Genomic DNA, 14284 nt, shown 5'->3' with positions numbered 1-14284 from the left:
GGTTACGGAGCTGCGATGCCCACTTTGGCCAACGGAAAGCTCAGTTATCTCGAGATCCCGGCCGTCGACGTGCGGCAGTCCGCCGAGTTCTACAGCCGGGTGTTCGGGTGGGCTCTGCGTCGGCGGGGTGACGGCAGGCTGGCGTTCGACGACGCGGTCGGCGAGGTGAGCGGGGTCTGGGTCACCGGGCGGCCGCCGGCGTCCGAACCGGGGTTGCTGATCTACATCATGGTGGACGACGTCGAGAAGACGATCGCGTCGCTGGTGCAGCACGGCGGTGAGGTGGTCGCGCCGATCGGCGGCGAGCCGCCGGAGGTGACGGCCCGGTTCCGCGACCCGGCCGGCAACGTGTTCGGCATCTTCGAGCAGTAGCGGTAGCAGCCCTGAGAAACCCCGAGGACGGCAAGTCCGGGCGAGCCCCGATACCGCCGGGCCACGCCGAGGAGCACCGTTGACAGCGACCCAGTCGGAGCTACGAAAGGTGCTCGGAGATGTCATCGGTTTCCTACGGCCGTCGCCTCGCCCGTCCGCGTAACGACCGGTGGATCGCCGGTGTCTGCTCGGCCATCGGCCGTCGCTACGGCCTCTCGAGCAACCTGGTCCGCCTGCTCTTCGTGCTCTCCTGCCTGCTGCCCGGCCCCCAGTTCCTGATCTATCTCGGCGCCTGGATCGTCATTCCGAACGAATGATCAGGTCGGCCACGATCGCCCGGTGGTCGCTGCCGGGGATCGTGTAGGCGTTGAACGACGAGGCGTCGCCGCGCGAGTCGACCAGGACGTGGTCGAGCGTCACCGGCGGCGCCTTGTTGCCGTTCATCGGCCAGGTCGGCACCAGCCCCTTACCGACCTCGGCGGCCGCGTCCACGTAGCCGGTGTCGACGAGCTTCCGGAACGGCGAGTGGTCGAGCGACGCGTTGAAGTCCCCGGCCATCACCCGCACCGCCCCCGACGTCGAGGCGCCGGGCAGCCGGGAGAGATCCTCGGTCCACCGGGAGACCGACCCGAACTCCTCGGGCTTGAAGATCGGCGGACGCGGGTGCGCGCTGATCACGTCGATCACCCGGGGCCCGCGCAGCGTCGCCCGGGTCTGATCGAACCCGGTCCGCGAGTCGACGGTCCGGGCATCGGTCAGCGGGTACTTCGCCCAGATCCCGGTGCCCGACGCGCCCGGCAACGCCCGCAGCGCCGAGTACGGGAACAGCCCCAGCGCCGAGAACTCCGCCGCCCACTCCGGCGTCAGCTCCTGCACCGTCAGGACGTCGGGCGAGGCCCGACGCACCAGCGCGGCCAGCGACGACACCGAACCGGCACCGATCTTCGTGTTGAACGCCATCACCCGCAGCCGCGTCCCACCCGAGGGCGACCCCGACGGCAGCACCCGCGGCACGACGAACGCCCCGAACAGCGCGGCCACCGCCAGCGCCGCCACGAGCACCCGCCACCGCCGGGTGACCCCGGCCGCCACCACCGGCACCAGCGAGAACGCGGCCACGTAGGGCGTGAACGAGACCAGCTGCGCGAACGGCGTCCGGGTGTCGAACCCGATCCCGCGCACCAGCGCCCACACCGCGCAGCCGGCCACCGTCAGCCAGAGCACCAAGGTCCACAGCCGGACGCCCACCCGACGGGCGACCCCCGCCGGAGCGGTCACGCCATCAGCGCTTCGTACCCGGGCTTGATCACGTCGTCGATCAGCCGCAGCCGCTCGTCGAACGGCAGGAACGCGCTCTTCATCGCGTTGATCGTGAACCAGCGCAGGTCGCCCCAGCCGTACCCGAACGCCTCCGAGAGCAGCGTGAACTCCTTGGACATCGACGTGTCGCTCATCAGCCGGTTGTCGGTGTTCACCGTGACCCGGAACCGCAGGTCACGCAGCAGCCCGATCGGGTGCTCGGCGATCGAGGACGCGGCCCCGGTCTGGATGTTCGACGACGGGCACATCTCGAGCGGGATCCGCTTGTCGCGCACGTACGCGGCCAGCCGCCCGAGCCGGGCGACGCCGTCCCGCGGATCGACGACGCCTTCCGAATCAGCCTCGATGTCGTCCACGATCCGGACGCCGTGCCCGAGCCGGTCGGCACCGCACCACTGCAGCGCCTCCCAGATGCTCGGCAGCCCGAACGCCTCGCCGGCGTGGATCGTGAAGTGCCCGTTCTCCCGCTTGATGTACTGGAAGGCGTCCAGGTGGCGGGTGGGTGGGAAGCCGGCCTCGGCCCCGGCGATGTCGAACCCGGCGACGCCGGCGTCCCGGTACGCGACCGCCAGCTCGGCGATCTCCCGGGAGCGGGCCGCATGGCGCATCGCGGTCAGCAGCGTCCCCATCCGGATCGTGTGGCCCTCGGCCGCGGCCTCGGCCGCTCCGGCCTCGAACCCGTGCAGCACCGAGTCGACGACCTCGGTCAGCGCCAGGCCCTGCTCGATGTGCAGCTCGGGCGCGAACCGGACCTCGGCGTACACGACCCCGTCGCGGGCCAGGTCGAGCGCGCACTCGGCGGCCACCCGGGCCAGCGCGTCCTTGGTCTGCATGACGCCGACCGTGTGGCTGAACGTCTCCAGGTAGCGGACCAGCGAACCGGAGTCGGCCTGGACCCGGAACCACTCGGCGAGCTCGTCGACGTCGGTGGTCGGGAGGTCGCGGTACCCGGTCTCGGCGGCGAGCTCGACGACCGTGCGCGGGCGCAGCCCGCCGTCGAGGTGGTCGTGCAGCAGGACCTTGGGAGCCCGGACGATGTCGGAGTAGGCCAACGGAACACTCATGCCCGAAGAGGCTATCCCAGTCGGTCACGGGCAGTTTGACCGCAGTGACCAGGGACGATGTCGTTGCGTGTTCGTTGCGTGGCGTTCACCGATCGACCCCTACCGATACCTGGGTATTAGGGGTCGCACCCCAGGGATGAATCAGGGTGCGCACCGGATGCCCCCAACTGCCGGTCGACGAGAGGCTCAGCCCGTCGACGCGCCCGGCGGGGGTGCGGGCCGTTACGAAGGGCAGACGGATGTTCGGTCGGTTGAGCCGATTCTGTTTCCGGCACCGCTTACTGGTGGTCGCCGTCTGGGTTCTGGCAATCGTCGGGGGCGTCTTCGCCGCCGGCCCCGTGTTCAGCTCGCTGGACAAGGGCACCAACGACGCGAAGTTCGAGTCGGTCGTCGGCAGCGACGTGCTCGACGCGGCCGAGACCGAGGGCGGCTCGGTGATCGCGGTCGTCGACCGGGTCGACCCGAACGCGGCCGCCACGAAGTCCGCGGTCGAAGCGGCCGCCGCCGACGTGCGCACGGAGCAGGGCGTGACGCGGGTCGACACCCCGTACACCGCCGGCCCGGCGCTCGTCTCGACGGACAAGCGCGCGCTGCTCGTCATCGTCCACTACCGGAAGGACCTCGCGTCCGACGTCGAGGACGCCTCGGTCGACGCGGTCAGCAACCGCCTCGACAAGATCGACGACGGCCTGAGCGGAGCGAAGGTCCAGATCGGCGGGGACCAGGTCCTCGGCCGGGAGATCAACGCGACCGTGCAGAACGACCTCTCCACCGCGGAGATGATCTCGCTGCCGCTGACGCTGGTCTTCATGGTCATCGTGTTCGGCGGCTTCATCGCGGCCGGCCTGCCGGTGCTCGGCGCGGTCGCCTCGGTGGCCACCGCGATGCTGACGCTCTGGGGCTTCTCGAAGTTCGTCGGGCTGGGCAGCGACACGGTCACGGTCGTCACGCTGCTGGGTCTCGGCCTGTCGATCGACTACGGGCTGCTCGTCGTCTCGCGCTACCGCGAGGAGCTGGCCGGGCTCGTCGCCGCGGCCGGCCCCGGGCTGACGCCGAAGAAGGTCCGGGTCGGCAAGCCGATCCTGCCGGCTTCGCTGCGTGAAGAGGCCGCGTCCCGGGCCGGGGCGACGGCCGGTCGGACGGTCGCGTTCTCCGCGCTCACGGTCATGGCCAGCTTCCTCGGCCTGGTGCTGGTCCAGATGCCGTTCCTGCAGGCGATCGGGGCCGCCGGTATCTCGATCGCGCTGGTCACGATGCTCACCGCGGTCACGCTCATCCCGGCTCTGCTCCGGCTCGTCGGCCGCCGGATCACGCCGGCCGGTGTGAAGCGGTTCCGCAAGGCCAAGCACGTCAACTCTGAGCGCGGGCTGTTCGCTGCTCTGGCCCGGGGCGTCCAGAGGCGTCCGGTGGTCGTGCTGATCGGTGCGCTCGGGGTGCTGATGGTCGCGGCGATCCCGGTCTTCTCGGTCAAGATCTCCGATCCCGGCCTGGGTGAGATCCCGACGTCGATCGAGTCCCGCCGGGTGCTCGACACGCTCGACGGCCGGTTCGGCCGTCAGGAGGCGCCCGCGATCTCGGTGGTGGCCCGCACGGACGCGGCCGCGCTCGACCGCTGGGCCGCCGGCTTCGCCGACGACCCGGAGATCCGCCGGATCGGTAAGGCCGAGCAGGTCCGCCCGGGCACGTCGGTCGTCGCGATCGACGTCAAGGGTGACGCCAACGGGTCGGACGCCCGGCACCTCGTCGAACGTCTCCGCGCCGACCGACCGGACGGGGGCGAGTCGTGGGTGACCGGTCAGGCCGCGTTCTTCCACGACGAGCTGACGCTGTACCAGCGGGACCTCCCGCTGGCCGCGGGCGTGATCGCGGTCGCCATGTTCATCCTGCTGTTCCTGATGACCGGGTCGGTGGTGGTGCCGATCAAGGCCCTGCTGATGAACCTGGTCTCGATGGGGGCGACGTTCGGCGCGATGGTCGCGGCCTTCCAGTGGGGCTGGGGCGCCGGTCCGCTGGACCTGCTCGTCAACCCGGGTCTGGATCCGGCCGTGCTGATGGTGATCTTCGTCTTCGCGTTCGGCCTGTCGATGGACTACGAGACGTTCCTACTGGCCCGGGTCAAGGAGGAGTACGACTCGGGTAGGTCCAACGACCAGGCGGTCCGGGCCGGCCTGCAGCGGACCGGCCGGATCATCACGTCGGCGGCGATCGCGATGGTGATCGTGTTCTCCTGCTTCGTGCTCGGTGACATCGGCACCGTCGAGCAGATCGGGCTCGGCCTGGTGGTCGCGGTCCTGGTCGACGCGACGATCGTCCGGTGCCTGCTGGTACCGGCCACGATGACGCTGCTCGGCCGGGCGAACTGGTGGGCGCCGAAGCCGCTCCGGAAGCTCCACGACCGGTTCGGTCTGCGTGAGGCCCCGTCGGCGCTGGAGGTCGTTCGCGCCCCAGAGGAGCCGGTCCTTTCTGGTGCATCCGCACGAGACTGATTGCCCGAGGATCGCGCGCAATTGACTGCAAACGCAGTCAATTGCGCGCTCCCGTTTGGGGGCACAAACCAGACGTTGGACTTATTAGATCGACCGTTCGGCGCGAATCGCGTTAACGGTCCTGCACGCAGCGTCCCGCCCAGGGCAGGATGTGCCGGGTGACGAGTTCGACCTACGATCTCCCCGCCGCCGTCGCCAACGTTCCGCTCGCTCAGGAGCGCTTCTTCGGCACGATCGCGACGCTGACCGACGCCGAGATCCGCGAGCCGTCGGTGCTGCCGGGCTGGTCGCGCGCGCACGTGATCGCCCACGTGTCCCGGCAGGGGGCGGCGATGGTGCGGCTGGTCGATGGAGCGCTCACGCACCGGTCGGTCGAGGCGTACCCGGGCGGCCCGGCCGTCCGCGATGCCGAGATCGAGACCGGGGCTCAGAGCGACGTGAACGACCTCATGGACGAGGTCTCCGAGTCGAACCGCGAGGTCGTGTACGCGTTCGCCCGGATGACCGCGCCGACCTGGGGGCGTCAGGTGCTGTTCCCGACCGGCGCCTACCCGGCCTCCCGGTGCGCGTGGGCGCGCTGGCGCGAGGTGGAGATCCACCACGTCGATCTCGGGCTCGACGTCTACACGATCGAGTCCTGGCCGGAGGAGTTCGTCGGCACCCATCTGCCGCACGAGTTGGCCAAGCTGCCGGCCCGGCTGGCGCCGGGCGTCGCGGTGCAGGTCGGCGAAAGCCGGTTCGGCACCGGCGAGATCGTCGCGTCGCTGGAGGGGCCGGATTCCGCGCTGCTGGCTTGGCTGCTCGGCCGGGTCGGCCTGGCCGCCCCGGCCCTCGAGATCAAGGGCACCCCACCGGAACTCCCACCCTGGAGCTAGGTCAGGGCTGGTAGTTGGTTCCAGGTGGTGCCGTCGGAGGTGACCCAGCTGGCCTTCGGGCCGTAGACCAGCACCTTGTCACCCAGGTCGTACACCGCCCCCTGGACGTCGGGCACGTCGGTGACGTCGCCGTCCGGGGTGACGACCGCTACGCGGCCGTCGGAGGCGATGACGGCCGCACCCGAGTCGGTGACGCCGACCCCGCTGCCGGTGTTCAGCCGGTAATCCTCGGGCAGCTTCACCGGGTTGAACGTCCGCGCGGAGTCCGCGCTGTAGAGCAGCGACTGGCGCGTCTTGCGGCCCGGCTCGGTCGGCACGGTTCCGCCGGCGCCCCCGGTGTCGGGGTCGCTGAGCGAGAGCGCCCAGGCCGCATCGCCGGCGCCCGCGATGCTCACCGTGGACGCGGCCGCGGCCGGTACCCGGTTGAGCGTCCAGGACTTGCCGTTGTCGCGGCTCACCGCGAGCACCACCCGGCCGACGCCGTCGCGGCCCTGGACCCAGAGCGCGCCCTCTGGAACGCGGCTCGCGCTGATCGTCTCGGTGAGCTGGGCCGGCGGCGGCCCGAACGAGGCCGACGTCCCGTTCGGACGGATCACCCGCAGGAGCGGCTCGGCGCAGTCGACGCTCTGCGCACACCAGCCGACCAGCGCCTCGTTGCCGGCGACCGACGTCGTGACGCCGACCGGCGCGGCCTTCTGCGGGGCCCAGGTCTTGCCGCCGTCCGCGGTGCGCCGGGCCGGACGATCGGCGTCGACCTGGATCTCGGTGACGATCTGGCCACCGGGCAGCACGACCGCATAGGCGTCGTCCAGCGGGGTGCTGGTCACCGGCGGGCCCGGCACGTCGGCCGTCGACCACGTCTTCCCACCGTCCGAAGTGGTGAGGACCTGGTACCCGCAGCCGTCGGCGGCGCACTTCGCCCGGACCACCGCGCCGTGCTCGGCGTCCTCGAAGCGGCCACCGATCGGGATCCCGGTGTAGGACGCGAGGCTGGAGCTGAGCGTGTCGTCACTCGTCGGCCCGGCGGTGTTCTCGGTCTCCCCGGTGGCGGATCCCTGCCCGCAGGCGGCCAGGAACAGCCCACCAATGACGACAAGGGGTAAAAGCGTGCGTCTTCTGAGCGGATCGGCCGGACGGCCTGATTCCGTCACTGTCAGCATCCCTTCGGGTCACTTCTGACGCAGGGACCTCAGGAGCACTGCGCCTCGATACCACCCTAGAGAGGCGAGGTCGCAGCGCGAAGGCTTTTCAGCTCGCCAGATCGACCTCATCCCAGCGCGGAGGCTCGGGATGGTAGGGACCACGGAAGGTGACGGCCCATTCCAGCGCCCACCGTCGCTGGCCGATCACGTACGGTAGCGTCACGCCCGGAGTGGGCTCGTCGTTCATCAACGCCTGGACATGCCCCCAGTCCAAGCAGTAGTGCAGATCGAGCAGAGCGGCCACCTCGACCGCCGGACGCGGCCGGGCGCCCGCCCTGGCCTGCCAGTCCACGAAGGACTCGTCGGCGCCGATGTCGGGCAACCAGGCCGCCAGGCCCTCGCCGCAGTAGCGTCCCGGGTCGAGGTCCTCGCCGACGCCCAGCACCCAGGCGAACGCCCAGAGCGCCTCGACGTGCAGCCCGTAGAGGTCGCCGGAGCCCTTCCGCTCGGACAGGAACGCCCACTCCGGGCCGGTGACCGCCTCGACCAGGCCGTTGCGCTCGAGCCAGCCGCAGGTCAGCTCGGCCGGCGCCCCGAACACCCCGGCCAGCACCGCGTTGAGCACCGCGCACCGGCCGAGCAGCTCCTCGGTCGGCCGCAGCGCCACCGAGTCACCCTGCTCCCAGATCAGCGGGTAGCCGTCGGGCAGCGCCGGAAAGCCGAGCTCGGCCAGGTCGGCCATCGTCGCGGCCCGGATCATCAGCGGGTCCGGGGCCGCGACCGGTTGCCCGTCGGGCTCGGGTGTCCCGTCCTGTACCGGCGCACGACGGCGCGAGGGGACCGGCTGGCACACCACGGGTCAACCGCCGATCCGGCCGAGCACGAGCGGGGAGGCGTCCGCCGGAGCGGTGCCCACGGAAACCCCGGCGGACAGCGCGTCGAGCGCCGACGGGATGCGCTCGGCGTCCTCGGTGCGCAGTTCGAGGATCGGATCGCCCGCGCGCACCGCGTCGCCTTCACGCTTGTGCAGCCGGATGCCGGCGGACGCGGAGACCGCGTCCTCCTTGCGGGCGCGCCCGGCACCCAGGCGCCAGGCGGCCACCCCGACGGCGTAGGCGTCGAGCGTGAGGTAGCCGTCCTGCTCGGCCCGCACGACCTCGGTGACCGGCGCGGTCGGCAGCGGGGCCGACGGGTCGCCGCCCTGCGCGCTGATCATCGCGCGCCAGCTGTCCATCGCCTTGCCGGAGGCCAGCACCTCGGCCGGGTCGGCGTCGATGCCGGCCGCGGCCACCATCTCGCGGGCCAGCGCCACGGTGAGCTCGACGACGTCGGCCGGGCCGCCGCCGGCCAGCACCTCGACGCTCTCCTCGACCTCCACCGCGTTGCCGATCGCGTAACCCAGCGGCGTGCTCATCGCGGTGAGGAGGGCCACCGTGCGAACCCCGGAGGCCGTGCCGATCGCCACCATCGTCTCGGCCAGCTCGCGGGCGTCGGCCTCGGTCTTCATGAACGCGCCCGACCCGACCTTGACGTCGAGCACGAGCGCGGACGAGCCCTCGGCCAGCTTCTTGCTCATGATCGAGGACGCGATCAGCGGGATCGACTCGACCGTGCCGGTGACGTCGCGCAGCGCGTAGAGCTTCCGGTCGGCCGGAGCCAGCGTGTCGTTCGCCGCGCACACCACGGCCCCGACTTCCCGCAGCTGGGCCAGGTATTCCTCGGTGGTGAGCCGGGCCCGCCAGCCGGGGATCGACTCGAGCTTGTCGAGCGTCCCCCCGGTGTGCCCGAGGCCGCGGCCGGAGAGCTGCGGGACGGCGGCGCCGCAGGCGGCGACGAGCGGGGCCAGCGGCAGCGTGATCTTGTCGCCGACGCCACCGGTGGAGTGCTTGTCGACGGTCGGGCGCGGGATCGCCGACAGGTCCATCCGGTCGCCGCTGGCGATCATCGCCGCGGTCCAGCGGGTGATCTCCTCGCGGGTCATCCCGCGCAGCAGGATCGCCATCGCGAGCGACGCCATCTGCTCCTCGGCGACCTCGCCCCGCGTGTAGGCGTCGACCACCCAGTCGATCTGCGCGTCGGTGAGGGCGCCGCCGTCACGCTTCGCCCGGATCACATCGACTGCCGTGAAGTGCACCACACGCCTCCGCTAACTCACCCGGGCCACGATCGTACGCGGGACCGGCCGACCTACCTCAGCCCAGGAACGCAACGCCACGTATGCACGGCGTTTACCTGGTGACCAGGTCCTCGGGCCCGAACGCGTCCGGGAGCACGTCACGCATCGGCTTGACGCCCGACACGGTGTCGAGCAGGCACTCAGGGCCGCCGAACTCCCACAGCAGCTGGCGGCAGCGTCCGCACGGCATCAGCCGGTTGCCGGAGCGGTCGACGCAGGCCACCGCCACCAGCCGGCCGCCGCCGGAGGCCGCCAGCGCCGAGACCATCCCGCACTCGGCGCACAGCCCCAGCCCGTACGAGGCGTTCTCGACGTTGCACCCGACGACGACCCGCCCGTCGTCGACCAGCCCGGCCACCCCGACCGGGAACTTCGAGTACGGCGCGTACGCCTTGTGCATCGCCTCAGTGGCGGCGGCCCGAAGAGCCTCCCAGTCGATCATCCTTGGCCTCTTCGGTACGGCAGGCCGTCGGCGGCGGGCATCCGGAGGCGTTGGGTCGCGAACGCCAGAACCAGCAGCGTCGCGATGTTCGGGGTGACGCCGACGAACTGGTTCGGGACGTCGAACCCGATCAGCGTCAGCACCCCGAGCACGACCGCGGTCGGCAGGTAGAGCGTCAGCGTGCCGGCTTCCGTCCGTTGCCCCAGCCGCACCCCGACGTACCCGATCGCGGCCGCGATCAGCAATCCGAGCGTCACGATGCCGGTGGTCCCCCAGCCGTCGGCCGCGGACACCCCCAGCGCCACGAACGCGGCGAACACGCCCACCGCGACCAGCCAGACGCCGGACGGGGCCACCCGCCGGGCCAGCACCCCGCCCCCGTCACGCTGGTAGATCCGCCACATCTGCCGGACCGCCAGGTAGATCAGCGCGACCGCGGCGAACGCCAGCAGCGCGGGCACCGACGAGTTGTCCGACCGCAGGCGCAGCGCGTCGGTGTACCCGAACAGCAGCGCACCGGCGGCCGTGCCGACCGGCGTCCAGTTGCCGAAGATCATCGCGGCCAGACCGATGAAGCCACGGCCGCCGGTCTGACCCTCGAGGTAGGTGCCGCTGGAGACCGTCACCAGGTAGACGCCACCGAGCCCGGCGAACGCGCCCGAGATGACGACGGCCATGAACTTCGTCCGGTAGACGTCGACGCCCAGCGTCTCGGCCGCGGTCGGGTTCTCACCGCACGAGCGCAGCCGCAGGCCGAAGCCGGTGCGCCAGAGGATGAGCCAGGACAGCGGCACCAGCAGGATCGCCAGCACGGTCAGCGGCGAGAGCCCGACGAACACGCCCCGGAGGATGCCGGCCAGGTCGGAGATCACGACCCAGTGGTGACCCTCGAGCTTTCCGAGCGGGTCGTCGATGCCCGGGATCGACCAGGTACCCATGTCGGGGATCGGCGGCGACTGCCGCTCGCTGGCGGCCGGCTTGCCCTCGAAGAACACCTTCCCGAGGACGCCGCCGACGCCGAGCGCGAGGATGTTGATCGCCACGCCGGAGACGATCTGGTCGACCGCGAACACGACGGTGGCGAGCGCGTGCAGCGCGCCGACCAGCGCACCCGCGACGACCCCGGCGACGACGCCGGTCCACGGTCCCCACTGCCAGCCGGCCCAGGCGCCGAACAGCGTGCCGACGATCAGCATGCCTTCGAGGCCGATGTTCGTGACGCCCGCGCGCTCGGTCCAGACCCCGCCGAGGCCGGCGAGTCCGATCGGGACCGCGAGCTGGAGCGCGGCCCGGATCGCGCCGGCCGAGGTGAGGTCGTCGGCCCCGAGCAGGGCCCGCACGACGAAGAACGCGATGACGACCGCGGCCAGCACGTAGTACAGCCGGGTCCGGTTGACCCGCGCGGGCGGGGTGGGGCCGGCCGCGGGCGCGGCGGCCGTACCGGTGTCGATGAGGCTCATCGCCCGTCCTCCCGCTCGGTGCCACGCTCGCCCGACCGCTCCGCGCCCGGCCGTTCCGAGCCCGGCGGCTCCGCGCCCGGCGGCTCCGCGGCCGGTGGCTCCGCGGCCGGCGGCGGTTCGGCTGCGGGCGGCGGCGAGGTTTCCGCGGCTCGCGCCGGCGAAGCGTCCGCATTGGCGTTGTCGGAACGCGCGCCGACCGCGGCCGGAACCGGAGCCTCGGTCGAGAGGTCCTGGCCGGAGGCCAGTTGGCGGGCCACCTGGCGCGCCTCCTGCGCCTTGGTCCACCGGTTGACGACGACGTACGCGATGACGACGCAGAACACGATCAAGGCCTGGACGATCGACGCGACCTTGTCCGAGGTGTCGTTGGGCGGATCGAGGATGGCCAGGGACCGCGTGGTGACGTCGACCCAGCCCCAGAGCAGGGCCGCGAGTCCCATGCCGATCGGGTTGTTGCGCCCCAGCAGCGCGACCGCGATACCGGTGAACCCGATCCCGCTCGGGAAGTTCAGCGAGTAGTTGTGACCCCGGCCCTCGAGCAACTCCGGCATGCCGATCAGCCCGGCCACCGCGCCCGACAGCAACATGCTGATCAGGATCATCTTCTTCGTGCTCACACCGCTGGCCACCGCGGCCGTCGGCGACTTGCCGCTGGCCCGCAGGTCGAACCCGAACCGGGTCCGGTCGACCAGTACCGCGTACAGGATGCCGAGGAGAATCGCGACGATCAGGAAGCCGTAGACCTCCTTCGAGGCCGCGAGCTTCGGGTGCTTCACGGTGTCGGAGTCCAGCAGCCCGGAGTTGCTCAGCGCCTCGATGATCGGGCGCGCGATCGGGTCCAGCGACGGAAACCAGCCCGACGACGGGATCGGCTTCGTTCCGACGTCGTTGCCGCCGTCGGACAGCACGCCGAGGATGCCGTCACGCAGCAGGAACGCGATCACCGCGGTGGCGATCGCGTTCAGCATGATCGTGGAGAGCACCTCGCTGACCCCGCGGGTCACCTTGAGCACCGCGGCGATGCCGGCCCAGGCCGCGCCGACCGCCATCCCGACGATCAGGATCACGCCGATGTGCAGCGGCGCGGGGAGCGCGATCGCGCCGCCGACCGCGGCGGCGAAGAACGCGGCCAGCCGGTACTGACCGTCGACGCCGATGTTGAACAGGTTCATCCGGAACCCGACCGCGACCGCGAGCGCGGCGATGTACAGGAACGTCGCCCGGTTGACGATGTCGACGATGTTCGCGGGCCTTTTGCCCGACTGCACCATCGCGTCGAGGACGACGCCGGGCTCCTTGCCCAGCGCGATCAGCAACAGCGTGACCAGCAAGCTCGCCAGCACGAGGGCGAGCACGGGGGCGGCCAGCATGAGCCCGATGCGACGGGCTCGCAGTGCGAGGGTCATGCCGCTTCACCGGCTCCGGTCATGGCAGCACCGAGCTCCTCGGGGGTCACGCTGTGGGGGTCGACCTGGGCCACGATGCGGCCGCGCAGGATCACGTAGAGGGTGTCCGACATACCGATCAGCTCGTCGAGGTCGGCCGAGATCAGCAGCGTCGCCAGCCCGGCCGCCCGGGCCCGGCGCAGCTCGTCCCAGATCGCGGCCTGCGCGCCGACGTCCACCCCGCGGGTCGGGTGGGCGGCGATCAGCGCGACCGGGTCGTGGCTCATCTCCCGGCCGACGATCAGCTTCTGCTGGTTACCGCCGGAGAGCGAGGACGCCGACACGTCGACGCTCGGCGTCCGGACGTCGTACTCGCGGACGATGCGCTCGGTGTCCTCACGAGCGCCCTTGCGGTTGATGAACGCGCCGCGGGCGTTCGGGGGCTGGGTCTGGTGGCCGAGGATCCGGTTCTCCCAGAGCGGGGCGTCGAGCAGCAGCCCGTGCCGGTGCCGGTCCTCCGGGATGTACCCGATCCCGGCCTCGCGGCGGTGGCGGGTGTCCCAGTCGCTGATGTCCTCTTCACCGAGGCGCACGAGGCCGGTCGACGGGCGCATGCCCATGATCGCCTCGACCAGCTCGGCCTGCCCGTTGCCCTCGACGCCGGCCAGGCCGACGACCTCGCCGGCGTGCAGGGCCAGATCGACGCCGTCGACGACGGGGCGACCGGCGGCCGCGAGGACGGTCAGTTGTTTGACGTCCAACACGATCCGGTCGGTCACGGTCGACCCGCGGAGCTCCGGCTCCGGCAGCTCGCTGCCGACCATCAGCTGGGCCAGGTCGCGGGCGGTGACCTCGTTCGGGTAGACGGTCCGGACCGTGGTGCCGCGGCGGATCACCGTGATCCGGTCGGCGACCGCGCGGACCTCGTCGAGCTTGTGCGAGATGAACAGCACGGTCAGGCCCTCGGCCTTGAGCTCGCGCAGGTTGCCGAACAGCTCGTCGACCTCCTGCGGCACGAGCACCGCGGTCGGCTCGTCCAGGATCAGGATGCGGGCGCCGCGGTAGAGGACCTTGAGGATCTCCACCCGCTGGCGGTCACCGACGCCGAGGTCCTCGACCAGGGCGTCCGGGTCGACGTCGAGGTGGTAGGCGCTCGCGATCTCGTTGACCTTGGCCCGGGCCCTTCGACGGTCGAGGAAACCGAACCGGGTCGGCTCGCTGCCGAGCACGATGTTCTCGAGGACCGTGAGGTTGTCGGCCAGCATGAAGTGCTGGTGGACCATGCCGACGCCGGCCTTGATCGCGTCCGACGGCGAGGAGAAGCTGGTTGCTTGTCCGTTTATCCGGATCTCGCCCTCGTCCGGCTTGTGCAGGCCGTAGAGCGTCTTCATCAGCGTCGACTTGCCCGCGCCGTTCTCGCCGACGATCGCGTGCACCTCACCGCGGTTCGCCGAAAGATTGATGTCCGAGTTGGCGACGACGCCCGGGAAACGTTTGGTGATGCCCCGCAATTCGACGGCTGGGGGGCCGTCGGGGGCGGTCGTCTCGGAGATGGCCGTCTC

General features: G+C 71.3%; 13 protein-coding genes. 4 read left to right on the top strand and 9 right to left on the bottom strand.

The genetic code is table 11. The annotated features are described in order from the left end of the window. The first annotated feature begins 15 nt into the window (after window positions 1-15). Together FL583_RS10655 and FL583_RS10650 are read left to right on the top strand one after the other, a co-directional pair. A complete protein-coding gene (locus FL583_RS10655) occupies window positions 16-372 on the top strand; it encodes a VOC family protein (RefSeq protein ID WP_142704412.1) in 357 nt (118 codons plus the stop codon). A gap of 119 nt (window positions 373-491) precedes the next feature. Next, window positions 492-689 carry a PspC domain-containing protein gene (locus FL583_RS10650; RefSeq protein WP_142704411.1) on the top strand — a complete coding sequence of 66 codons (198 nt, stop codon included), beginning with the start codon at window positions 492-494 and terminating at the stop codon, window positions 687-689. Here the strand turns inward: FL583_RS10650 and FL583_RS10645 are convergent. Both FL583_RS10645 and FL583_RS10640 read right to left on the bottom strand, forming a co-directional pair. Further along, window positions 673-1650, bottom strand: a complete 978-nt coding sequence (locus FL583_RS10645; protein WP_142704410.1) for an endonuclease/exonuclease/phosphatase family protein — start codon at window positions 1648-1650, stop codon at window positions 673-675. The genes FL583_RS10650 and FL583_RS10645 overlap by 17 nt on opposite strands. Continuing rightward, complete coding sequence (locus FL583_RS10640; protein ID WP_142704409.1) at window positions 1647-2756, bottom strand: adenosine deaminase; 1110 nt, start codon at window positions 2754-2756, stop codon at window positions 1647-1649. Before FL583_RS10640 ends, FL583_RS10645 begins: the two co-directional genes overlap by 4 nt. A 251-nt stretch (window positions 2757-3007) precedes the next feature. Between FL583_RS10640 and FL583_RS10635 the strand changes: the two genes are divergently transcribed. Together FL583_RS10635 and FL583_RS10630 are read left to right on the top strand one after the other, a co-directional pair. Then, entirely contained in the window at window positions 3008-5242 is a 2235-nt protein-coding gene (locus tag FL583_RS10635) for an MMPL family transporter (RefSeq protein ID WP_170323583.1), read from the top strand. A 158-nt stretch (window positions 5243-5400) separates the two neighbouring features. After that, on the top strand, window positions 5401-6117 hold the full coding sequence (locus tag FL583_RS10630) for a maleylpyruvate isomerase family mycothiol-dependent enzyme (RefSeq protein WP_170323582.1): 717 nt from the start codon (window positions 5401-5403) through the stop codon (window positions 6115-6117). On the opposite strand, the gene FL583_RS10625 is transcribed toward FL583_RS10630, so the two are convergent. The 7 genes from FL583_RS10625 to FL583_RS10590 form a co-directional block, all read right to left on the bottom strand. Beyond that, window positions 6114-7268 carry a sialidase family protein gene (locus FL583_RS10625; RefSeq protein WP_142704406.1) on the bottom strand — a complete coding sequence of 385 codons (1155 nt, stop codon included), beginning with the start codon at window positions 7266-7268 and terminating at the stop codon, window positions 6114-6116. The two genes, FL583_RS10630 and FL583_RS10625, sit on opposite strands and share 4 nt — an antisense overlap. Before the next feature lie 97 nt (window positions 7269-7365). Beyond that, the gene (locus FL583_RS10620) at window positions 7366-8019 is read right to left on the bottom strand and encodes a DUF4272 domain-containing protein (protein WP_142704405.1); all 654 of its coding nucleotides are present in this window, start codon (window positions 8017-8019) and stop codon (window positions 7366-7368) included. A 99-nt stretch (window positions 8020-8118) separates the two neighbouring features. Beyond that, window positions 8119-9396 carry a thymidine phosphorylase gene (locus FL583_RS10615; RefSeq protein ID WP_142704404.1) on the bottom strand — a complete coding sequence of 426 codons (1278 nt, stop codon included), beginning with the start codon at window positions 9394-9396 and terminating at the stop codon, window positions 8119-8121. 91 nt (window positions 9397-9487) lie between these two features. Further along, entirely contained in the window at window positions 9488-9877 is a 390-nt protein-coding gene (locus FL583_RS10610) for a cytidine deaminase (protein WP_142704403.1), read from the bottom strand. Beyond that, complete coding sequence (locus tag FL583_RS10605) at window positions 9874-11337, bottom strand: ABC transporter permease (RefSeq protein WP_205752010.1); 1464 nt, start codon at window positions 11335-11337, stop codon at window positions 9874-9876. Before FL583_RS10605 ends, FL583_RS10610 begins: the two co-directional genes overlap by 4 nt. Further along, complete coding sequence (locus FL583_RS10595) at window positions 11334-12743, bottom strand: ABC transporter permease (protein WP_205752009.1); 1410 nt, start codon at window positions 12741-12743, stop codon at window positions 11334-11336. Before FL583_RS10595 ends, FL583_RS10605 begins: the two co-directional genes overlap by 4 nt. Continuing rightward, window positions 12740-14275 carry an ABC transporter ATP-binding protein gene (locus FL583_RS10590; RefSeq protein ID WP_142704402.1) on the bottom strand — a complete coding sequence of 512 codons (1536 nt, stop codon included), beginning with the start codon at window positions 14273-14275 and terminating at the stop codon, window positions 12740-12742. The genes FL583_RS10595 and FL583_RS10590 overlap by 4 nt, the downstream gene beginning before the upstream one ends. Window positions 14276-14284 lie beyond the last annotated feature (9 nt).

It is taken from the genome of Cryptosporangium phraense (genome assembly GCF_006912135.1).
In the GTDB taxonomy this organism is placed as follows: Bacteria; Actinomycetota; Actinomycetes; order Mycobacteriales; family Cryptosporangiaceae; genus Cryptosporangium; species Cryptosporangium phraense.
Note: the sequence above shows the minus strand (reverse complement) of the source record. Positions and strands in the feature narration are given on the sequence as shown.